2 protein-coding genes (1 of these 2 cut by a window edge) are annotated in these 25,681 nt (G+C 69.8%); both read right to left on the reverse strand.

What is annotated here, in order from left to right:
• Positions 1–8,042: the start of a non-ribosomal peptide synthase/polyketide synthase gene (locus AB0L57_RS28890; protein WP_364968701.1), read on the reverse strand. The gene continues 23,518 nt to the left of window position 1, outside the view; the window shows 8,042 of its 31,560 coding nt (coding positions 1–8,042); its start codon is at positions 8,040–8,042; its stop codon lies beyond the left edge, outside the window.
• On the reverse strand, positions 8,039–25,681 hold the full coding sequence (locus AB0L57_RS28895; protein ID WP_364968704.1) for a non-ribosomal peptide synthase/polyketide synthase: 17,643 nt from the start codon (positions 25,679–25,681) through the stop codon (positions 8,039–8,041). The genes AB0L57_RS28890 and AB0L57_RS28895 overlap by 4 nt, the downstream gene beginning before the upstream one ends.

The following is a 25,681-nucleotide window of genomic DNA, read 5'->3' on the forward strand; positions in this document are numbered from 1 at the left end:
TGGGCGCCGAGCACGGCGTCGATCTCACCGAGCTCCACCCGGAACCCGCGGATCTTGACCTGGAAGTCGGAGCGGCCGACGTATTCCAGTTCCCAGCGCACGTCCCCGGACCCGGCGGCCTCGGCCGCGCGCCGCCGCACCACATCACCCGTGCGGTACATCCGGCTGCCGGGCGCACCCCACGGATTCGCCAGGAATCGTTCGGCCGTCGCGCCGGACCGATTGCGGTACCCGCGCGCCAGCCCGCCACCGGCCAGATACAGCTCCCCTGCCACTCCCGGCGGCACCGGCCGCAACCGCCGGTCGAGCACCAGCGCCGACATTCCGGGCACCGGGGTGCCGATGGTGACCGGCCGGCCGGCCCGCAGCCGGGCGTAGGAGGAGATGATCGTGGTCTCGGTGGGCCCGTAACCGTTGTGGTAACTGCGCCCGGGTTCCCAGTTCGACAACAGATCGTCGGTGGTCACATCGCCGCCCACCGAAAGCATGCGCAGTTCGGGCAGTTCGGCGGGATCGACGGTCCCCAGCACCGCCGGGGTGATGATCGCGTGGGTGACATGTTCATCGCGCAGCAGCGCGGTCAGTTCCGGTCCGCCGAGCGTCCGCGCGGGCACGATCACCAGCGTCGCGCCGGTGGCGAAGGCACAGATCCATTCGAGTACCGACGGATCGAAGCTCGGCGAGCAGATGTGCAGCATCCGATCCCCCGCGGTGAGCCCGTAGCGCTCGATGGCGTGCCGCGCCAACCCGCCGAGCCCGGCATGGGTGACGGTGACGCCCTTGGGCATTCCGGTGGATCCGGAGGTGTAGATGACGTAGGCGGGATGCGAGATCAGCAGCGGCGCGCGCCGCTCGTCCGCGCGCACCGGCCCCGCGGGCAGGGCGTCGAGTTCGGCCGTCTCCGAAAGGGAGTCGAGCACCAGCCACCGCATGTCACCGGGCAGTCCGTCGACATGGGCGGATGTCGTGATGCCGATCCGCGCGGCGGAATCGGTGAGCATGTGGCGCACGCGCTCCGCCGGATAGGTCGGATCCACCGGGACGTGCGCGCCACCGGCCTGCGCCACCGCGAATGCGGCGGCGACCATCTCGTAGGACCGCGGAAGTGCCACGGCCACCAGCTCTTCCGGTCCCACACCGAGTGCGATGAGCCGGCGGGCCAGGCGGCCGGCGTAGTCGTCGAGTTCGCCGTATCGGACCGAGCGGCCCTCGTGGCGGACCGCGATTCCGTCGCGTCCGGCGGCCGCGCCCGCGCCGAGCAGCTCCGCGAGGGTCGCCGTGGCCATCACCGCATCGGGGCGCACCTCGGTCAGGCGGGTGTATTCGGCCGCGCGCAGCAGCGACATATCGCCGACCGCGGTCTCGGGCGCGGCGACCAGCTGTCGCAGGAGATCGACGAACCGGCGGGCGAGGTCCTCGATCGTGGTGTGCTCGAACAGATCACGGGCGTAGGCGAATTCCGCGTCCATTCCGGTGCCGGTCTCGCGCACGGTCAGCGACAGGTCGAATTTCGCCGTCTCGGTGTCGATGTCGAGGCCGCCCACGCGCAGGCCGGGCAGGCGCAGCTCGGCCGCGGGAAGGTTCTCGAACGCCAATGCCACCTGGAACAGCGGGTGCCGCGCGGTGGAACGCTGCGGATCGAGCAGTTCCACCAGCCGCTCGAACGGAATGTCGGCGTGGGCGAAGGCCCGCAGATCGGTGTCGCGGACAGCGTCGAGCAACGCGGTGAAACTCGCGCCGCCGGGGACGGTGGTGCGCAGTACCACCGTATTGACGAACATGCCGATCAGATCGTCGAGCTCGGCCTCACCGCGCCCGGCGATCGGCGATCCGATCGCGATGTCCTCGGTGCCGGTCATCCGTGCCAGGAAAATCGCCCATGCGGCGTGCACCGCCATGAACGGGGTCGCCTGTCGCGCCGAGGCGATCGCGCGCAGACCGTCGCGGATCTCGCCGTCGATGTCGAAGCGCACCCGCCCGCCCCGATACGTGGGCCGCATCGGGCGCGGCCGATCGGCAGGCAGGTTGAGTTCGTCGGCCAGACCCGCCAGCTCGGCCCGCCAGAACGCGGCCTGTGCGCTCACGATGCTGTCCGGATCGGTTTCGGTGCCCAGGGTCGTGTGCTGCCAGATACTGAAATCGGCGTACTGCACCGGCAGCGGCGTCCACCGAGGTGCGGCGCCGGCCACACGAGAGCCGTAGGCGGACATGAGATCACGCGTCAGCGGCGTGACGGACCAGCCGTCGGCGGCGATGTGATGGGCGACGAATACCAGGACGTGCTCGGCGTCGGCGGTATCGGATTCGATTCGCAGCAGGGCGATTCGCAGCGGAGGCGCGGCGGTGACATCGAATCCGGTCGCGGTCGACGCGGTGATCCGGTCGGCGAGCCCGGCTCGCGTGACGACTTCCGGCTCGAGGTCGACTCGGAGGCCGGCGGCGGGAACGATCTCTTGATACGGACCGTCCGCGTGTCCCGGATAGCGGGTGCGCAGGGTTTCGTGCCGTTCGATCAGATCGGTGATCGCCGCGGCCAGGGCGTCCACATCCAGCTCACCGGTCAGGCGCACCGCGACGGGGATGTTGTGCACCGCCGAATCCGGATCGAACCGGTTGAGGAACCACATGCGCTGCTGCGCCATCGACAGCGGAATGCGCCGTGGCCGGCCTTGTGCGACCAGTGCCGGGCGAGCCGCCCCGACCTCACCGCCCAGCGCCGCCGCGAACCCGGCCACGGTCGACGCCTCGAACAGCGTGCGCACCGGCACCCGCGCCTCGACGATGCGGCCGATCCGGGCACTGACCTGGGTGGCGTCCAGGGAACTGCCGCCGAGGGCGAAGAAGTCGTCGTCGCGTCCCAGCCGTGGCACACCGAGTATCTCGGCGAACACCTCGGCGACCCGCTGCTCCAGTGGTGTGCGGGGTGCGTCGAATTCCGCCGCGGCCAGCACCGGCAGGGGCAGCGCCTCGCGATCGAGTTTTCCACTGCTGTTGAGTGGAAATTCCGCGAGCTCCACGACGGCGGTCGGGACCATGTACGCGGGTAGTACCGCGCCCAGTCCGCTGCGCACCCGATCCACATCGAGCTCGGCGCCCGGCGTGCGGACGACATATCCGGCCAGGTAGTCGCCACTCGCGCCGGTGACCAGACGGACCGCGGCCTGCCCGACGCCCGGTGCCGCCAGCAGCGCGGTCTCGATCTCGGGAAGTTCGATGCGCTGCCCGCGGAACTTCACCTGGAAGTCGATGCGGCCCAGATAGTCGAGTTCACCCTCCGGAGTCCAGCGCACCAGATCGCCAGTGCGGTACATCCGTTCCCCGCCGGCCCTTCTGGACGCAGCGAACGGGTTGGCGACGAACCGGTCGGCGGTCAGGTCCGCCCGGCCGTGATAGCCGCGGGCGAGCTGGACCCCGGCGAGATACAACTCACCGGGTACACCGATCGGGACCGGATGCAGACGCGAATCCAGCACGAAGACCTGCGAGTTCCACTCCGGCTCACCGATCGGCACGCTGCGCACATCGTCGTCGGTGGCCTCGTGACAGGTGATCGACACCGCGGCCTCGGTGGGCCCGTACAGATTGTGCAGTGCGCCTGCGCATTTCGCCGCGAACAAGGCCGCTGTCTCGACGGGTAGCGCCTCGCCGACAACGAATACGCCACGCACACTAATCAATTCGTCCGGCTCGGCGTGGTTGAGGAACACGGTGAGCATCGACGGCACGAAGTCGGTGAGGGTCACCCGCCGCGCCGCGACGGTTTCGGCGAGACCGCGCGCGTCGCGATGACCGTCGGCGGCGGCCAGGATCAGGGTCGCGCCCGCGCGCAACGGCAGGAAGTATCCCCACAGCGACACATCGAAGGTGGCCGCGGTCTTCTGCAGGTAGACGTCGGTCGCGCGCACCCCGTACTCGGTCTGCATCCACTCGAGCTGATTGACGATGGCGCGATGACCGACCGCGACCCCCTTGGGCCGTCCGGTCGAGCCCGAGGTGAACAGCACATACGCCGGGTGGTCCGGATGCGGCGCGGCGCGGCGCTCACCGTCGCGGATACCGGCGGCCGAATAGCCGGTGAGGTCGAGTTCGTCGATGGCGTGCACGGTGACCGCCGCCACACCGTCCGGCAGACCGAAAGCGGCGGCGCGCGTGGTGAGTACGGTGTGCGGGCGGGCGGTGGCGAAGATGTGACCGATCCGCTCGGCGGGATGTGCCGGATCGACGGGTACGTAGGCACCGCCGGCCCGCAGCACCGCGTACATGCCGACCACCAGCTCGACCGAGCGCGGCATCGCCAGGACCACCAGCGTCTCGGGCCCGACCCCCGTCTCGATCAGCAGTCGCGCCAGCCGGTTCGTGCGCTCCGACAGCTCCCGGTAGGTGAGCTCGGTGTCGCCGCACACCAACGCGATGTTGTCCGGGCCGCGCCGGGCCTGGTTGTCGAATCCCTCGTGCAGAAATCGGTCGATCACCCTGTGCCCGCTGGCATTCCAGCTGGAGGTCACATAGTCCAGCTCGCCCGCGTCCAGCAGCTCCAGATCGCCGACCGGCACCTCCGGCGCGGCGGTCGCGCCCGACAGCAGCCGCAGGAATTTGGTGGCGAACTCGGTGATGGCGGGTTCGTCGAACAGGTCGGTGGCGTAGGTGAATTCGGCGCGATAGCCCGCGGTGTGGTCGGCCGGCGTGGAGATCGTCAGCTGCAGATCGAATTTCGCGAATCCAGGATCGAAATCCACCAGCTCGCTGTGCAATCCCGGCAGTTCCGGCGCGCTCAGGGACATGTTCTGCATGAACAGCCCCACCTGGAACAGCGGGTGCCGGGACTGGGAGCGCGCCGGATTCAGCACCTCGACCAGTCGCTCGAACGGAATGTCGGCATGGGCGAAGGCGGCCAGATCGCGTTCGCGGGTATGCCGGACCAGCTCGGCGAAATCGGCTCCGCCGTCGATACGGCTGCGCAGGACCAGCGTGTTGACGAACATCCCGACCAGATCGTCGAGCGCACGTTCGCCACGCCCGGCGACGGGTGTTCCGATGGCGATGTCGCCGGTGCCGGACAGCCGGGCGAGCAGCAACGCCAGTGCCGCGTGCAACACCATGAATGGTGTCGCCCGCAGCCGTTCGGCGAGGGTGTCGATCGCCGAACGCAACTCGGCGTCGATCGCGAAGTCGACGGTCGCACCCCGATAGGAGGCCACCGCCGGGCGCGGGCGATCGGCGGGCAGATCCAATTGCGCGGGCAGATCCGCCAATTCGCGCTGCCAGAAGCCGAGCTGCCGGGCCGCCTCGCTGTCCGGATCGCCGTCGTCGCCCAGCATCCGGTGCTGCCAGAGGGTGTAATCGGCGTACTGCAACGGCAGCGGCACGCGCTCCGGGAGGGCGCCTCGGCAGCGGGCCGTGTACCCCTCGACCAGATCGCGCAGCAGCGGTCCCATAGACACCCCGTCGGCGGCGATGTGATGGACCACCAGCACCAGTGTGTGATCGCGAAGATCGGTGCGCAGCAGCCGGACCCGGACCGGAATCTCGGCCGATACGTCGAAGCCGAGGGCCGCCGTGGCACATACCTCGGTGACCAGATCCTGCGCCGCGGTCGGCTCGGGTATCAGATCCGGCGCGGCCGCCGGCCGGATCACCTGTACCGCACCGTCGGCGGTCTGCGGATAGACCGTGCGCAGGATCTCGTGCCGGGCGATCACATCGGCGACCGCGTCCCGCAGCGCGGGAATATCGAGACGCCCGCGCAGCCGCAGTGCCACCGGGATGTTGTCCACCGCGGCCGCACCGCTCCCGCTCGCCTCGGTCATCGCCAGCCGGTTCAGGAACCACATCCGGCGCTGAGCCGGGGCCAGCGGCACGACCTCCGGTCGCGGCAGCGCGATCAGCGGTGGCCGGACCCGCGCGGTACCGGCCAGGGCCGCGAGACCCGCCGCCGTCGGCCGGTCGAAGAAGTCGCGGACATCGATCGTCGTCTCGAGTGCGGCCGAGATCCGGGCGATGGCCCGGGTGGCGAGCAGCGAGTTACCACCGCGGGCGAAGAAGTCGTCGGTGGCGCCGATGGTTGCCGCACCCAGCAGATCGGCGAAGATGTCGGCGACGGCCCGCTCACCGGGAGTCACCGGGGCACGGAATTCCACCGCGCCACTGCCGAATTCGGGTTCCGGCAGCGCCGTGCGGTCGAGTTTCCCGTTGGCGTTGACCGGCATTGCGTCCAGCTCGATCAGCAGGCTGGGCACCATGTACTCCGGCAGCCGCCGCCTCGCCGCGGCCAGGACCGCACCGGAATCGAACTCGACCCCACCGGCGGGCACCGCATAGCCGATCAGATGATCACCGGTGGCACCGTGATGCAGTACCACCGCCGCCTGCGCCACCGATGCACAGGCCAGCAGCGCCGTCTCGACCTCACCGAGCTCGATCCGCAGACCGCGCAGCTTCACCTGGAAATCGCTGCGGCCCAGATATTCCAGCTCGCGCGGGCCACCGTCACCGCCGGTGTTCCAGCGCACCAGGTCGCCGGTGCGGTACATCCGGTCGCCGGGCGCTGCGTGCGGATTGGCGACGAATCGTTCCGCGGTCAGCGCCGACCGGCCCAGATAGCCGCGGGCCAGTTGCACACCCGACAGATACAGCTCGCCCACCACGCCGTCGGGCAGGGGTTCGAGATTCTCGCCCAGAACCAGCAGATCGGTGTCGTCGGCCGCCACCCCGATCGGGACGGTGTGCACGTCGGCGCCGGTCACTTCGTGTGCGCTGACATCCACCGCGGCCTCGGTGGGACCGTACAGATTGTGCAGACACGCCCCGCTCACATCCCGCAGCGCGGCACCGGTGGCAGCGGGCAGCACCTCACCGGAGGCGAATATCGCACGCAGCGAATCGATCTCGTCGTGCGCGGCGCTGTCCGCGACGGCCGCCGCGAACACCGCCAGCATCGAGGGAACGAAATGGGCGACGGTGATCTGCCTGTCGGCCACGGTCCGGATCAGATAGGCGGGATCGCGATGTCCGCCAGGTGCGGCCAGCACCAGCCGGGCGCCGATCTGCAGGGGCCAGAAGAACTCCCACACCGACACATCGAAGGTGAACGGCGTCTTCTGCAACACGACGTCCGTATCCCGCATCCGATAGCGGCGCTGCCGCCAACGCAGATTCGCGACGATCGCACGATGTGAGACCGCGACGCCCTTGGGCCGTCCGGTCGAACCGGACGTGAAGATGACGTAGGCGATATTGTCCGGACGAGCGCGCGGCAGGTCCCCGGCATCCAGAACTGAACCTTCTTCGACTGTGGCCCAGTCGAATTCGTCGAGTCGAAGCACCGGAGCCGCGCCGAACGATGGCGCGCCCGCGGTGGTGAGTACCACGACGGGTGCGGCCACCTCGAGTACGTGAGCGATCCGCTCGGCCGGATGTTCCGGATCGATCGGCACATAGGCACCACCGGCCTTGTGGATCGCGTACACGCCGACCACCAGCTCCAGTGAGCGCGGCATCGAGAGCCCGACCCGGGTATCAGGTCCGACACCGAGCCGGATCAACGTGCGGGCCAGCGCATTCGCACGGGTGTCGAGTTCGGCGTAGGTCAGCGTCCGATCCTCGAATTCCACCGCCACCGCATCCGGTGTGCGGCGTACCTGTTCGGCGAACAGCGTGGCCAGGGTGTCGGCCGGGGCAAGGCCGGGAGACAGTACATCCGCGGCGGCGGTGAGCGCGTCGTCGAGCAGTTCGGACACCGTCGCCGACAGGGCGCCGTCCCCCGCCTCCAGCAACCCGGGCAACCGGCCCGCGACCACCACCGGAACGATCGCGTCGGGCCCGACAGCGGCTCCCACGGCCGCGACGAGTGCGGCGATCTCGGTACCGAGTTCGGCGTAGGTGATCGTCTCCCCACCGTGCCGTACCGCGATCCGCCCCGGATCGAGATCGGCGACGACCTCGATCAGATGGGGCAGATCCGCGATCCCGTAGGCGCCACGCAGCGCGGGATGCTCGGTGGACCGGACGGGTGTGACCGACGTGAACGACTCTGTATGCGTCATCGGTGGGTTCCTTCCGTGGTGATCACGCGCCGCGCACGCATATGCAGGGCCTCGAGCATGGTGGTGAGACCGCCGGCACCGGCGGTGAGAATGCCGGGCAGCAGTCCGGCGAGTGCGACATTGATCAGGGCGTCCGTTCCGGCGTTCGCGCCCATGGCCCGTCCGACCGCCTCCAGCTTGTGCTGCAGTTCGCCGAATCCGACTCCGCGACCGCCGAATTCGACGGCGACCGAATCGGGCGCCGAACCGGCGGCGGCGGCGATCAGGGCGACCAGATCGTCCGGTATCGGAATCGGCCCGGAGCGGGCCGATCGTCGCTCGCGCTCCTCCGCGGTGCGAATGTCGATGGCTCGCACCGTGATCGACGGGTCCGCGGCCACCGCGCCCAGCACGAGTTCGAGCCGCCGAGCCAGGGTCCGGACGGTCCGGTCGTCGAAGATGTCGGTGGGATAGCAGAATTGCATCCGCAGACCGCGCGCACCGTCGTCGCCGATCTCCTCCAGTGCGGTCAACTGCAGATCGAACTTCGCCTCCGGCAGGCCGGGCTCGAGTGTCTCGACCCGCAGCCCGGGCAGCTCCACCGCGTCCTGTGGGAGATTCTGGAAGGTGAACAGCACCTGGAAGACCGGTGCGTACGCGCTGGTCCGGGTGCGTCCCAGCGACTCCACCACCCGTTCGAACGGCACCTCGGTCCGGCCGAGCGCGGCCAGATCGTCCGCCCGGACCTCGTCGAGCAGTTCGCCGAAGGGCCTCCGGCCGTCGACCTGGGTGCGCAGGGCCACGGTATTGACGAACATGCCGACCAGATCGTCGAGTTCGCGTTCGCCGCGCCCGGCGACCGGTGCGCCGATGACGATGTCGGATTGCCCGGACAGTTTCGCCAGCAGAACGGCGAAGGCGGTGTGGACGGTGGTGAACAGCGTCGTGGCGTGTTCGGCCGCTATCGCCGCCAGTCGGTGGACCCGCTCGGCGTCGAGTGCGAAATCGACTGTCGCACCACGCATGTCTCTGCGGGCGGGGCGCGGCCGATCGCTGGGCAGAGCCAGCAGTTCGGGCGCGCCGGCCAGCCGGTCGTGCCAGTACCGGAGTTGTTCGGCGGCGACGCCACCGGCCGCGGTGTCGTCACCGAGCAGTGTGCGCAACCATTCGCTGTAGTCGGCGTACTGGATCGGCAGCGGCTGCCACTGCGGGGCGTTCCCCGACCGGCGACTCGTATAGGCGGCGATGAGATCGCGGGTCAGCGGCGCCATGGAGTAGCCGTCGGCGCTGATGTGATGCACCACGACGACCAGAACATGCGCGTCGGCCGCCGTTCGCAGCAGACGCACCCGGATCGGCGGCGCGGCGGTGATATCGAATCCCACGCCGACGATCTCGGCGATTCGATCATCGATCTCGTTGTCCCGCACGATGATCGGATCAATATCGAATGCCATGTCGGCGACCGGCACGATCTCCTGCACCGGCCCCTGCCCGGTGTCCGGATAGCGGGTGCGCAGGACCTCGTGCCGGGCCGCCAGATCCGCGAGCGCCGCCCGCAACGCACCGAGATCCAGGTCGCCGCGCAACCGCAGCGCCACCGGAACGTGGTATGCCGCCGAGTCCGGGGTGAGGCGATGGAGCACCCACATCCGCTGCTGGGCCGGTGCCAGCGGCACCGCGCCCGAGGCGGTTCGCGGCCGCAGCACCGGGCGGTCGGACCGTTCGGCCGTATCGAGCCATCGGGCGAGCGCGGCCACCGTGGGCGAGTCGAATACCGCCGCCACCGGCACCCGGACTCCCGCGGCCGTGCCCAGCCGCGCGGCCAGCCGCGCCGCGGACAGCGAGTTGCCACCGAGTTCGAAGAAGTCGGTCTGCGCGCCCACCAGCGCCCCGGCATCGGCCGATATGCCGACCACCTCGGCGAATTCCGTCGCGACCAGCTGTTCGGCCGGTGTCCGCGGCGCCCGGAACTCGCCACGCGGCAGCGCCGGAGCCGGCAGTCGATCACGGTCGATCTTGCCGTTGGCATTGAGCGGCAACGCATCCAGCACGACGACCGCGGCCGGCACCATGTACTTCGGCAGCTCGCCGAACAGCGCCTCCCGCAGCCCGGCGCCGTCGATGCCGTGCCCCGGGACCGCCGCGTAGGCGATGAGCCGGGCGCCACCGCTGTCGTGTTCCGTCGCGACCGCGACCGCCGCCTCGACCCCGGCCTGCCGGCGCAGCGCCGTCTCCACCTCGCCGAGTTCGATGCGGAAGCCGCCGATCTTGACCTGGAAATCCGCGCGCTCGAGATATTCGAGCAGCCCGTCCGCGCGCCGGCGCACGATATCGCCGGTGCGGTACATCCGGCCACCACCGAAGGGATCGGCGACGAACCGCGCCGCGGTCGCCCCGGCCTGCCGGTGATAGCCGCGGGCGAGCTGGTCACCGGCCACATACAGTTCGCCCGGCACGCCCGGCGGCACCGGGCGCAGGCGCCGATCGAGAACGTGGGCGCGGGTGTTCCACACCGGTGCGCCGATCGGCACCATCGGTCCCGGCTCATCGTCGACCCGGTGTGAGGTGACCGACACCGCGGTCTCGGTCGGCCCGTACAGATTGAACAGTGTTGTACCGCTGCCCCTTCCGACCTGCCGGGCGAGCGTGTGTGGCAGCGTCTCACCGATCGCCAGCACCGCGCGCAGCTCACGCGGGAGCCCGTCCGCACCGGCCAGCAACATGCCGAGCAGCGAGGGCACGGTGAACAGCAGACTGATCCGGTGCCGCCGGATGAGGGCGCGCAGCCGCTCGGGATCGCGTTCGGCGCCCGGTTCGGTCACCACGAGCGTGCCGCCGCTGATCATCGTGGCCCAGAATTCCCACACCGACAGATCGAAGGTGGCCGGGGTCTTCAGCACTGTCCGGTCGGTCGCGCCGATACCGAATTCCGTTCGCAACCAGAACAATTGATTGATGATCGCGCCGTGCGACACCGCCACGCCCTTGGGCTGCCCGGTGGAGCCGGAGGTGAAGATCACGTACGCGGTGTGCGCCGCCAGCAGTGGCCGCACCCGTTCCCCGGGTGCGATCGGCGTGGCCGGATACCGCGACAGATCCATTCCCGGATCGACCACCGGGACCTCCGGCCGCAGTCCCGGCAGATCGGCACTGCCCAGCACACAGACCGGCGCCGCGGTCTCGACGATCCGCGTGACGCGATCGGCCGGATGATCGAGATCCACCGGGACGTACGCGCCGCCGGCCTTGGTGACCGCGAACATGGCGATCACCAGCTCCACCGAGCGCCGCAGCGCCAGGATCACGGTGGTGTCCGGGCCGACCCCCATTCCGATCAGGTGCCGGGCCAGCCGGTTCACCCGGTCGTCGACATCGCGGTAGTCGAGTGCTATCGCCTCGGAATCGGTGTCGTCGATGACCGCGACGGCCTGCGGGGTGGTGGCGACCTGGATGTCGAGCAGATCCCCCAGCGTCGCCTCGGCGATGTAGTGCCGGGTCCGGTTACCGTCCTCGACGACGAAGCGGTACTCCTGTTCACCCATCAGCTCCAGATCGCGGATCCGGGTCGCGGGTGCGGCGGCGACGGCCGTCAGTACCCGCGTCAGCTGGGCGGCGATCCGTTCACCGGTGGCGGCGGTGAACAGGTCGGTGGCGCAGCCCAGCGCCAGTTCGATCCCGGCGGGGACACCGGCGGCGCTGTAGTGATCGACGGCGAACAGATGCAGATCGAATTGCGCCGTCTCGCTGTCGGATTCGATCCGGGAGACGGTCAGGCCGGGCAGTTCCAGCTGCGCGCGGTCGTGGTTCTGGAACGACAGGCCCACCTGGACGAGTGGATGCCGGGCGGTCGAGCGCCGCGGGTTGAGTATCTCCACCAAGCGCTCGAAGGGCACCTCGGTGTGCGACAGCGCGGCGATATCGGTGGACCGCACGTTCCGCAGCAGCGTCTCGAACGAGGCGTCCACATCCACCGCGGCCCGCAGCACCACGGTGTTGACGAACATGCCGATGACCTGATCCAGCGCGGCATCGTTACGACCGGCGACCGGCGTGCCCACCGCGATGTCGGAGGTGTCGCACAGCCGCGCCAGGACCGCCGCGAAAGCGGCGTGCACCACCATGAACAGCGTCGCGCCGTGTTCGCGGGCCAGTCCGGTCAGCCGGGCGTGCACGTCCGCGGTGAGGGGGAATTCGACGCGGCGGCCCCGCAGGCTCTGCTTCGCCGGACGGGGACGGTCGGTCGGCAGATCCAGTTGATCGGGCAGTCCGGCCAGGGTGTCGCGCCAGAAGGCCAGCTGCCGGGAGACGAGTGAGTCGGCGTCGGACTCGTCTCCCAGCAGCTGGTGCTGCCACAGCGCGTAGTCGGCGTACTGCACCGGCAGCGGCGACCAGCCGGGCCGGTCACCCCGGACCCGGGCCTGGTAGGCACCCATCAGATCGGTGACGAAGGGCACGATCGAGGAACCGTCGGCCGCGATGTGGTGCAGCACCACGGCCAGCACATGGTCGTCCGCCGCGAGCTCGAAGATCCGGGCTCGCACCGGGACATCGGTGGTCACGTCGAATCCGGCGTCCGCGAGATTCCGGATTCGGTGCCGCAGTTCGTGTTCGGTGACCGCGACGATGTCGGCATCGACCCGGACGCGATCGGTGGGAAGGATCACCTGGGTCGCCGCGCCCTCGATCTCCGGATACACCGTCCGCAGCGATTCGTGCCGCGCGAGCACATCGCGCAGCGCGGCGGTCAGCGCGGCCGGATCCGCACCGCCGGACAGCCGCAGCACCAGCGGAATGTTGTAGGCGGCCGAGGCCGGGTCGAACCGGTTGAGGAACCACATGCGTTGCTGAGCGGGTGAGAGCGGCAGCCGGTCGGGTCGCGCAGCGGCCGTCAGCGTGGGGCGGTCCGCACCGGCGATCGCCCGCATCGCGAGGTCGTGTACCCGGGGGTGTTCGAACAGGGTGCGCACCGGCACGGTCACGCCGAGTGCGGCGCCGATACGGGCCACCGCCTTGGCCGCCGCCAGGGAACCACCGCCCAGGGCGAAGAAGTCGTCGTCGGCGCCGACCGCGCGACCGGGCTCGCTCAGTACCTCGGCGAACGCATCGGCGACGAGTTGTTCGGCCGCCGTCGCCGGGCGCCGGTACACCGCGGTCTCGAAGACCGGCGCCGGTAGCGCCCGGACGTCCCGTTTCCCGTTGACGGTCAGCGGAATTCGATCGACCGCCACCACGGCCGCCGGAACCAGGTGCTCGGGCAGCCGGTCGGCCAGAGCCTGGCGCACCCGGCGGGTGTCGAGCTCACCGACCACGTAGCCGACGAGGCGATCGTCACCGCCGTCGGCGCGCACCACCACGGCGGCCTGTTCCACACCGTCCACGTCCAGCAGCGCCGCCTCGATCTCGCCGAGTTCCACTCGGAATCCACGCAGATTCACCTGCTGATCGGCGCGGCCGAGATACTCCAGTTCGCCGGTGGCCGTCCACCGGGCCAGATCACCCGAACGGTAGGTGAGCGACCCGGCCGCACCGTAGGGATCGGCGACGAACCGCCCTGCGGTCAGGCCCGGCCGGTGCAGATAACCGCGCGCGAGTTGTCCACCGGAGACATGGATTTCGCCCGGTACACCCACCGGCACCGGCCGCAGGCGCGAATCCAGCAGCCGCACCGCGAGCCCCGGCAGCGCACTGCCGATCACACCGGCCGCGCCGATGTCCGCGCCGAGTTCCCGGAACGACACGTGCACGGTCGTCTCGGTGATGCCGTACATGTTGATCAGGCGCGGGCGGTGTGGATGGCGCGCGAACCAGTCCCGCAGCCGCGCCGGCTCCAGCGCCTCACCGCCGAACACGACACAGCGCAGCGCCAGTTCGGCGGGCGGCTGCGCGGCGTCCGCGCTCATCAGCTGATAGAACGCCGACGGCGTCTGGTTGAGCACGGTGACGCCCTCGGCGATCAGCAGTTCGCGGAACTGCTGCGGTGAGCGGGAGGTGAAGTAGTCCACCACCACGACCCGGCCGCCGTGCAGCAGCGCGCCCCACAGTTCCCACACCGAGAAGTCGAAGGCGTAGGAGTGGAACAACGTCCACACATCGGCACTGCCGAATTCGAATCGTTCGCGTGTATTGTCCAGCAGCCGTGTGACATTGGCGTGTGGAATCTGGACACCCTTGGGCGTGCCGGTGGAACCGGAGGTGTAGATGACGTAGGCGGTGTTGTCCGGTCGCAGCGGCGCCCGCCGTACGGCATCGGTGATCGGCGCCGGGGAGAACGCACCCGCCGGATCACCGACATCGATGATCGGCCCGGCGAACCAGCCGGCGTCCGGACCATCCGCACCGCCGATCGCGCAGACCGGCCGGGCATCGGCGAGCACATACTCGATCCGGTCGGCGGGGTAGTCGGGATCGACGGGCAGATATCCGGCACCGGACTTGACGACCGCGAGCAGGGCGACGACCAGCTCCGCGGTGCGCGGAAGAGCCACCGCCACCAGGGTTTCCGGTCCGGCTCCCGCGGCGATGAGACGGCGTGCGAGCCGGTTGGATCGCTCGTCGAGCTCACCGTAGGTGAGTGTGACCTCGCCCGCGCGCACCGCGATCGCGGTCCGGTCGCGAGCGGCGACCGCGTCGAAACGTGCCGCGAGCGTGCCACCCTCGGCCCTCCCGCCACCGGTGACCGGCCATTCGTACAGGGTGCGATGCTGCTCCTCGGCACTGAGCAACTGGATGTCGCCGACGACGACGGTGTGATCGTGGCTGACCGCGGCCAGCACCTGTTCGAACCGGCGGGCCAGCTCACGAATCGTGGCCGCGTCGAACAGATCGGTGGCATAGCCGATGTCGACCGTCATACCGCCGGCCCGATCGTCGGCGTCGATGGATTCGAGCACGGTGAACTGCAGATCGAATTCGGTCGACACCGCGTCGACCGCTTCCGGCGTGACCTGCAGGCCGGGCAGTTCGATGGCCGGGAGCGCGAAGTTCTGGAAGGTCAGCACCACCTGGAACAGCGGATGCCGGTTACCGGCGCGTGCGGGCGCCAGCATCTCCACGATCTGCTCGAACGGCACATCGGCCTGGGAGAGCGCCGAGATGTCCTGTGCTCGTACGAGATCGAGCACGGTGTCGAAATGGTCGCGACTGTCCACCTCGGTGCGCAGGACGAGAGTATTGACGAACATGCCGATCATCGGGTCCAGCGCGGCTTCCCCGCGCCCCGCGACCGGCGTGCCGATCGCGATGTCCGCGGTGCCCGACATCCGCGACAGCAGGACCGCCAGCGCGGCGTGCACGGTGCTGAACAGCGTGGTCTCATGTTTGCGAGCCAGCTCGCCCAGTTCACCGTGCAGATCGGAATCGATCCGGAATCGGTAGCTTGCGGCCCGGTGCGAGGGCGTCACCGGACGCGGCCGGTCGGCGGGCAGCGTGAGCTGATCCGGTAGTCCGGCCAGCCGGCCGCGCCAGAATTCCCGCTGCCGGGCCAGTTGCGATCCGGGATCGGCGGAGTCGCCGAGCACCTCGGCCTGCCACCGGGTGTAGTCGCGATACGTCACCGGCAGCTCCGGCAGCTCCGGCGCCCGGCCGTCACGGCGCGCCGCGTAGGCGGTCATCACATCGCCGGCGAGCGGTCCCAGGGAGAATCCGTCGGCGCAGATGTGGTGGAGCACCAGCAGCAGCACATGGTTGTCGGGCGCGAGCTCGAAAAGCACGGCACGGAAACCGGTTTCGACGGTCAGATCGAAGGGTTCGGTGCCGATGGCGGCGATCCGGGCGGTGAGGGTGCGGTCGTCGACGGGCTCGGTGCGCAATCGCGGCACATGACCGCCGGCCGGGTCGACGATCTGGACCGGTCCGTCCGGGGTATCGGCATAGCGGGTGCGCAGAGTTTCGTGGCGTGCCACCACATCGGCGAGCGCGGCCCGCAGGGCGTCGACCCGCAGTTCACCGCGCAACCGCAGGACCAGCGGAATCAGCTCGATCGAGCCGGCGGTCCGCTGCTCGGCGCGGAACTGGTCGAGGAACCAGATCCGCCGCTGCGCCGCCGAGAGCGGTACCGGTGCCGAATGGGTTCGAGCGGTCAGCGGCGGGCGTGCGCCGGTGCCCGCTTCCCGCCGCGCCCGCATCGCCAGGCCGGACACGGTGGCGGCCTCGAAGAGCAGGCGGACCGGCAGATGCGCGTCGAGCGCCGCGCCGATGCGGGCGAGGACCTGGGTGGCCAGCAGCGAATTCCCGCCGAGTTCGAAGAAGTCGTCGTCGCGGCCGACCCGTTCGGCGCCGAGCAACTCGGCGAAGACCGATGCCACCAGCTGCTCGGTGGAGGTCTCCGGTGCCCGGAATTCCCGCATCCGCCGGACCGGTTCCGGTAGCGCCGCACGATCGATCTTGCCGGAGCCGTTCAATGGCAGCTCGTCGAGGACGACACAGTCCGATGGCACCATGTAGGCCGGTAGTCGCTGCGCCAGCGCTGTTTTCACCGCATCCGGATCGATATCGGCGCCCGCGACGGGTACCGGGTAGGCGACCAGACGATCACCGGTGTGCGGATCGCTGTGCACGATCACCACCGCCCGGTCGACATCCGGCAGATCGGCGAGTGCGGCTTCGATCTCGCCCAGTTCGATGCGCAGACCGCGCACCTTCACCTGAAAGTCGGTGCGGCCGTGGTACTCCAGCTCACCGGCCGCGTTCCAGGCGACCAGATCACCGGTCCGGTACAGCCGGGCGCCGTCACCGAACGGGTCGGCGACGAATCGGGCGGCGGTGAGGTCGGGCCGCCGCACATAGCCCTCCGCCAATTGCGTTCCGGCCAGGTACAACTCGCCCGCGACGCCCACCGGCACGGGGCGCAGCCAGGCATCCAGGACGTAGACGCGGGTGTTGTGCACCGGGCGCCCGATCGACACCGTCACGGTGTCGGCGTCGATCACCTCATGGAATGTCACATCGACCGCGGCCTCGGTCGGACCGTACAGATTGTGCAGGCGGGCCCCGGTGGCGGCACGCAACCGCTGCGCCACTCCCACGGGCAGCGCCTCACCGGAGGTGAACACCGTCCGCAGCGAGCCCGGTCGCGCGTGCGCGACGAAGAGGGCGAGCATCGAGGGGACGAAATGCGCGGTCGTCACCGCCTCCTCGTCCATCAACCGCGCCAGATAACCAGGATCGCGATGACCACCAGGCCGCGCCACCACCAACCGCGCACCCACCTGCAACGCCCAGAACAACTCCCACACCGACACATCGAACGTCACCGGAGTCTTGTGCAACACAACATCATCCGCATCCAGCCCATACTGCGACTGCATCCACACCAAACGATTCACGATCGCCCCATGGCTGACCGCCACGCCCTTCGGGCGACCCGTCGAACCCGACGTGAAAATCACATACGCCGCATGCCCGGCACGCAACGGACGAACACGATCGACATCGGTCAACGGTGCGGCCGAATAGCCGGAGGTGTCGCACAGGTCGATGTCGAGCACGACACCGGCGTCATCGGTCGCGAGTTCGACGCCGTCGGTGGAGCGGGTCAGCACGCACACGGGCCGCACCGCATCGAGCACCGCCCGGATGCGCTGCTCCGGATGGTCGGGATCCACGGGCACGTAGGCGGCTCCCGCGGCGATGACGGCATGGACCGCGATCACCAGATCGGCACAGCGCCGCATCCCGATCGCGACGGTGTTCCCGGGTCCGGCACCGATCGAAATCAGCAGCCGGGCAAGCCGGTTCACTCGCTCGGACAGTTCGGCGTAGGTCCATTCGGCGCCCTCGAAACGGAGGGCCGGCGCGTCGGGACACCGGTGCGCCCGTTCGGCGGACAACGCCGCCAGGGTCGTCGCGGGCAGTGCGCGATCGGTGCGATTCCAGGCCACCAGGATCTGCTCCCGCTCCCGATCCGAGAGCAGATCGACCGCGCCGATCGGCCTGGCGGGGTCGGCGACGACGACGTCCAGCAGGGTGCCGAGCCGTCGTGCGCAGGCCGCGATCGTGACCTCGTCGAACAGATCCGTCGCGTACTCGAAGACGGCCGCGACACCGCCGTCCGGCTGCTCTTCGAGCGTCAGTTGCAGGTCGAATTTCGCGGTGCCCGAATCCAATTCGAGCATCTCGGTCCGCAGCCCGGGTAGCCGTGGCGGTGTGGTGGCGGCCTGTCGCAGATCCAGCATGACCTGGAACAGCGGATGCCGGGCCGCCGAGCGCAGTGGATTCAGCACCTCGACGAGGCGTTCGAACGGGACGTCGCGATGGGCGAAGGCCCGCAGATCACCGTCGCGAACCTCCGCGAGCAGTTCCGCGAAGGACAGCTCGGGGGCCACCTGCGTCCGCAGTACCAGCGTATTGACGAACATGCCGACCAGCTCGTCCAGCGCCGCCGCACCCCGGCCGGCCATCGGGGTGCCGATCGCGATATCGCGCTGTCCGGACAGCTTGGCCAGCAGTACCGCGGTTGCCGCGTGCAGGGCCATGAAGAAGGTGCTGCCGTTCCGCTCGGCCAGCGCCCGCAGCCCGGCGATCGGTTCGGCGGCGAGGGTGAACCGGTACCGCGCACCGCGTCCGGAGGCCACCGCCGGGCGCGGGCGATCGCCCGGCAGGGCCAATACGTCCGGGAGTCCGGCCAATTCGTCGCGCCAGAACCGGATCTGTCCGGCGAACAGAGACCTCGGATCGTCCTCCGATCCCAGCACCTCGCGCTGCCACAGCGCATGGTCCGCGTACTGCACGGGCAGCGGCTGCCACCGCGGCGCGGAACCGGCGGCGCGCGCGGCGTAGGCGAGGATCAGATCCCTGGTCAGTGGGGCGATCGACCAACCGTCCGCGGCGATGTGGTGAATGGAGACCACGAGTACGTGTTCTTCGGGGGCACAGCGCAGCAACGTCGCGCGCAGCGGCGCCGCATCGCGCAGCACGAAACCGGCCGCGGCCAGTTCCCGCAGCCGCGGCGGCAGCTCGGCCGCGTCCACCGGCTGCGGCGTGAGGTCGACCGGCACCTGATCGGCGGCGACGATCTGCTGATACGGCACGCCGTCGACATCCGGGTACCGGGTCCGCAGCGCCTCGTGCCGGTCCAGGACATCACGAACCGCTGCCGCCAGCGCGGCACCGTCGAGCGCACCGGACAGCCGCACGGCGGTGGTCAGATTGTCGACCGCCGATTCCGAATCGAACCTGTTGCGGAACCACATCCGCTGCTGCGCATACGACAGCGGCACCACCTCGGGTCGCGGACGCGCGGCCAAGGCCGGCTGCCGCCGGGATGCCGAGTCCCGCAGCCGCCGAGCCAGACCCGCCACATCGGAGTGCTCGAACAGCGTGCGCACCGCGACCTCGCGGTCCAGCGCATCGGCCAGCCGGGCCGAAACCTGCGTGGCGATCAGCGAATTGCCGCCCAGGGCGAAGAAGTCGTCGTCGAGTCCGACCCGACTCACCCCGAGGACCTGCTCGAATACCACGGCCACCGCGCGCTGTTCGGCGTCCGCGGGTGCCCGGAACCGGGCGGTGGTCAACACCGGATCGGGCAGCGCCGCGCGATCGAGCTTGCCGGACGGGGTCTGCGGCAGGGCGGACAACCCGACGTAGGCGCCGGGCACCATATAGGAGGGCAGCTGTTCGGCCAGCCGGTCCGCCACCAGACTCCGCGGATCGCCGTCCCCGACGACATAGGCCACCAGCATCTCACCGGCATCGTGCCGGTACACCCGCACCGCGGCACCCGCCACACCCGGTGTCGCCAGCAGCACCGCCTCGATCTCACCGAGCTCGATCCGCTGCCCGCGCAGTTTCACCTGAAAATCGCTGCGGCCCAGATATTCCAGATCACCGCCGCGCGACCGGCGCACCAGATCACCGGTGCGATACATCCGGGAGCCGGCCGGGCCGAACGGATCGGCGACGAATCGTCCCGCGGTCGCCGCGCCGCGCCCCAGATATCCGCGCGCCACCTGCGCACCGGCCAGATACAGTTCACCGACCACCAGATCGGGCACCGGGCGAAGCCGCTCGTCGAGCACCAGGACACGGCTGGCGCGCACGGGTCCACCGATCGGCACCGGGCCGCGGCGCTCGACATCGGCCCGCGCGTGGGTGGCGTGCACCGTGAATTCGGTGGGCCCGTACAAATTGTGCACGGCGGCGTCGCAGACCGCCGCGAACGCCCGCACCGCGGCGCCGCCCAGCGCCTCACCCGCCGCGAAAACGGTACGCAGCGTGCGGATGTCGTCCGTGTCGACAGCGTGGGCGAAGGCGGTGAGCTGGGACGGAACGAACGAGGTCATCGTCACCGCGTGCCGGGCGATGACGGCGGCCAGATACGCGGTGTCGCGGTGACCGTCGGGTTCGGCCACCACCAGCCGCGCGCCGGCGCACAGCGGTGCGAACAGTTCCCATACCGAGACGTCGAAGGTCGGCGGAGTCTTGAACAGCACCACATCGCCCTCGCCGATCCCGTATTCGGCGATGATCCAGGCGATCTGGTTGTCGAGCGACCCGCGCTGCACCGTCACCCCCTTCGGGGTGCCGGTCGACCCGGAGGTGAACAGGACGTAGGCGGTGTTCGCGGACCGGACCGGCTGGATGCGATCGACATCGGCGAGCGGACGGCCGGAGTACTCGCGAGCGGCATCCACCGAGACCGCGGGCACTCCCAGCTCCGGCACGTCCCCCGCGGTGAGCACGCAGACCGGTTGCGCGGCGGCCACGAGCTGCCGCAGTCGTGCCAGCGGCTGATCGGGATCGATCGGCAGGTACGCGCCACCCGCGGTCAGTACCGCGCAGGCGGCGATCACCAGCTCCGCGGAGCGGCGCATTCCCAGCACGACCGTCGATTCCGGCCGCACCCCGAGGGTGATCAGATGACGAGCGAGCCGATTGATCCGCGCGTCCAGCTCGGCATAGGTGAACTGCCGATTCGCGTCGACGACGGCCACCACATCGGGGCACCGGCGCACCTGCCGCGCGAACTCGCTCAGCACCTCGGCGGCCGGGGCGTCTGCGTCACGACGCCCCGACTCGAGGCAATGCTGTGATTCGGACCCGTCGAGCAGGGACAACTCGCCCACCGGCAGGGACGGCTCACCCACGGCGTGGGTGAGCAGCTGCTGCCACCACCGCGCGTACTGCGCGATGGTTTCCGGGTCGAAAAGATCTGTGGCGTAGGTGAACTCCGCCGTGATCTCCGCCGGTGCCGGACCTTCCCCGGGACCGGCACCGGCGAAGCTTTCGGTGACCGTGAGTTGCAGGTCGAACTTGGTCACTCCGGTGTCCAATGTACCCGTCCGCACGGACAATCCGGGTAACTCGACCTCGATGTCCCGAGTGTCGGCGACTCCCAGCATCACTTGGAACAACGGGTGACGTGCCGCCGACCGCACCGGGTTCAGCGCCTCGACCAGTTGCTCGAACGGCAGCTCCGCGTGCGCGAAGGCGGCGAGGTCGGTGTCTCGAACCCGTTCCAGCACAACGCTGAAGGGCTCATCGGCGGCGATCGGCGTCCGCAGGACCAGGGTGTTGACGAACATGCCGATCAGATCGTCGAGTTCGCGGTGCCCGCGGCCGGCCACCGGTGTGCCGATCACGATGTCGTCGCTGCCGCTCACCCGGGCCAGCAGCGCCGCCAGACCGGCGTGCAGCACCATGAATGTCGAGATGCCGTGGGCGCGCCCGAGTTCGACGATCGCGGCATGCAACGACGCGGGCAGCTCGAATCGGTACACCGCGCCCTGCCCACCGGCGACGGCAGGACGCGGCCGGTCCGCGGGCAGATCCAGTTGTTCGGGAATCCCGTCCAGCGCCTGGGTCCAGTAGGTGAGCTGCCGCGCGGCCACGGACGCCGGATCGGCGAGGTCGCCGAGCCTGTCCCGTTGCCACAGTGCGTAATCGGCGTATTGCACGGCCGGCGCGTCATCGAAGGACACGCCGCCCGCCAGCCGCGCGGCGTAAGCGACGCCCACCTGCCGGGCCAGCACGGGCAGCGACATTCCGTCGGCGGCGATGTGATGCAACACCACACCCAGCGCGTATTCGTCGGCGGCAATGGCGAACAACGCGGCCCGCACCGGAATTTCGTGCGCCAGATCGAATCCGGCTCCGGCAAATTGGCGGAGCTCTTCCTCGAGTTGTTCGGCGGCAACGAATTTCACCGGAAAGTTTTCCGACTCGACCCGGGTGGCGGGAAGAATATTCTGATGAGCCGCCCCGGCCTCGTCGGCCGGGAACACCGTGCGCAGCACCTCGTGCCGCGCCACCACGTCCGCGAGCGCACGGCGCAATGCGGTGCTGTCGACCGGCCCGCTCATCCGGACCACGAAGGGCATGTTGTAGTCGGCGCTGCCGGTGTCGAATCGATGCAGGAACCAGATCCGCTGCTGTGCCGGCGACAGCGGCAGCACCGGCGGGCGCGGCCCCGCGACGGGGCCGGCCGCCTCGCACATGTCACCGGTTTCGAAGGCCCGGTCGATCAGCTCGGCCAGTGCCTCGACCGTGGTCGCCTCGAACAACTCCCGCACGCCGATCCCGGACCCGAGATCGGCGTTCAACCGTGCGGCCACGCGGGTGGCGGCCAGTGAATTACCGCCCAGGGCGAAGAAGTCGTCGTCGAGTCCGATGCGGTCCCGGCCGAGCACCGCACCGAAGGCTTGGGCCACCGCCCGCTCCGAGACCGACCGCGGCGCACGGCAACTGCCCGCCGACCGCTGTGGCGCCGGCAGCGCGGCGCGATCCAGTTTGCCGGACGCATTCACCGGCAACGCGTCGAGCAGCACATACGCCGCCGGAACCATATATCCCGGCAGCTGTCTCGCGGCCACCCCGCGCACCCGCGCCGTGTCGATCGCATCGGGCCCGGATTCCCCGATTCCGACGAGGTAGGCCACCAGCTGTGCCCCGGCCCCGGCATCGTCGCGCACCACGACCACGGCCCGGCCCACTCCGGGTACCTGCCCCAGCACCGTCTCGATCTCACCGAGCTCGATACGCAGACCGCGCAGCTTCACCTGGGAGTCGGTGCGCCCCAGATATTCCACCTCGCCGTCGGCGGTCCAGCGCACCAGGTCACCGGTGCGATACATGCGCGCACCGGGCCCGGCGTCGGATTCACTGCCCGCGAACGGATCGGCGACGAACCGTTCGGCGGTCAGCTCCGGCCGCCCGACGTAGCCACGAGCGAGCTGAACCCCCGACAGATACAGCTCACCCGCAACACCGACGGGCACCGGCCGTAGCCGTGCGTCGAGCACGTACAGCCGGGTGTTGTGCACCGGTGCGCCGATCGGCACCCCGGCGGTATCGAGCGGCCCCACCCGGTGCGCGGTGACATCCACCGCTGCCTCGGTGGGCCCGTACAGATTGTGCAACCCCGCACCGGGGACCGCGGTCAGCAGTCGCTGCGCCACCGGCCCCGGGAGCTGTTCACCGGACGCGAAAACGTGCCGCAGCGACATCAGTTCGTCCGGGCGCGGCGCCGCGGCCAGAAACGCCGCCAGCATCGACGGCACGAAATGCACAGTCGTGACCCCGTATTCGGCGATCACCTGCCGCAGGTATGCGGGATCACGGTGCCCGTCCGGGGTGGCGAGCACCAGACTCGCGCCGATCTGCAAGGGCCAGCACAGTTCCCACACCGACACGTCGAAGGTGGCGGGCGTCTTCTGCAGCACCACATCGTCGGCGCTCAGTCCGTAGGCACTCTGCATCCAGACCAGCCGGTTGACGATCGCCGCGTGCGGGACCGCGACCCCCTTGGGCCGTCCGGTCGATCCGGAGGTGAACAGGACGTACGCCGGATGTCCCGGCCGCAGCGGCGAGCGGCGCTCCGCATCGGTGACGGGCTCGGCCGAATGTGCCCCCGTCTCCAGATCCTCGAGATCGATCCAGTCCTCGTCGCCGTCGCCGTGATCGTCGCGGGTGGTCAGCACGGCGACCGGCTCGGCGATCCCGAGCACGTACCCGGTGCGTTCGGCGGGATGATCGGGGTCCAGCGGCAGGGGGGCCGCCCCGGCCGCGAGCACCGCGTACATCGCGACCACCAGCTCCGTGGAGCGCCGGATATGCAGCGCCACCGTGGTTTCCGGCCCGGCGCCCCGCGCGATCAGCTCTCGCGCCAGCCGGTTCGCCCGGTGCGACAGTTCGGCGTAGGTGAGCGTTTCGCGACCGCGCAGTGCGATCGCGCCGGGCGTGCGGGCGACCTGCCGGGCGAACATCGACGCCAGCGTCGCGCCCCGGCCCGCGAGCTCATCGATGTCCACCTCGGTGGCATTCCAGATCCGCAGCGTCACTTCCCGTTCCAGATCGGTGGTGACCTCGACGGAGGCCGGCGACCGATCCGGATCGAGATTCACCAGCCGCTCCAGGAAGCCGACGAAGCGCGCGTGGTGCCGGGCGATGTCGTCGCCGGAATAGAGATGGGGGTTCGCCTCGAAGTCGACATGCACCCGGTCGCTGTCGCCGTAGTACACGTTCAGGCTCATGTCCTCGACGGGACCGGTGGACAGTACGTGGTAGCGCCCGACGGTATCGCCCAGGGTCAGATCGCTGCGGAACAACATGATGTTGGCCAGCGGCCCGAACAGCGCACGCCGGGTCGCCGGCTGATCCATCCCCGCATCCCGCCGGATGTCCTCGTGCCGATACCGCTGGTGCCGCAGTGCCCCCGCGACCTCGACCCGGGTCCGGCGCAGCAGCTCTGCCCAGCCGGCCTCGCCGATCCGCAAGCGCAGCGGAACGATATTGGACAGCATGCCCGCCGAACGCCGCATGACCGCCGTCGTCCGGGCGGTGACCGGCAGGCTCAGCACCGCCTCGTCCCGGCCGGTCGATCGGGCGAGGTAGGCCGCGAAGGCCGCCAGCAACACCACCGCGGCCGTCGAATCATGTGCTGCGGCAAGATCGTTCATCCGGGCGACGATCCGGTCCGGCAGCTGCCGGCCGTAGACCAGATTGCCCGCTGCCCGAGGGGCGGTGCGTCCGTTGAGTGTGGTCGCACCGTCGAGATCGCGAACCCGCTCACCCCAGTACTGCCGATCGGAATCGAACCGGCTGCTGCCCACATACTTCTGTTCCCCCGCGACCAGCGATTCGAGGGTGCCGGCCGTCGCCGGGTCCGGCTCGAGCCCGCGCACGGCGGCGGTGTACCGCTCGGCGACCCGCATGGTGTTGGTGAGCGCCCCGAATCCGTCGAGCACGATGTGATGCGCCCGCAGATACCAGAACCAGCGCCGCTCGCCGACCCGCAGCACCGCCCCCGCGAACAGCCGGTCCGAGACCAGGTCGATCGGTGCGGTGTATTCGGCGCGCATCCACTCGTGCGCGGCGGCGACCGGATCGTCGGCCGCGCGCAGATCCACCGGCTCGATCTCGACCGGCAGCCGCGGATCGACGACCTGGTAGGGATCGCCGTCGGTTTCGCCGAGTCGCGCGACCGTGGACCCGAATTCCCGGGCCGCGTCGATCGATACCCGCCGCAGCACCTCGACATCGAGGTCACCGTGCACGTCGACGTACTGGGCGATGGTGATCGGTGTCCGCGGATCGAGCAGCTGTGCGTACCAGACGCCGAGCTGTGCGGGCGTCAGCGGAAACGGCGACGGTTCACCGACGGTCGTGCTCGCGGCGTCCTGCCGCTCATCCGGTCCACACCCGCTCAACTCCGAATCCTGCAC

The organism is Nocardia sp. NPDC052254 (genome assembly GCF_040679495.1).
Classification (GTDB): domain Bacteria; phylum Actinomycetota; class Actinomycetes; order Mycobacteriales; family Mycobacteriaceae; genus Nocardia.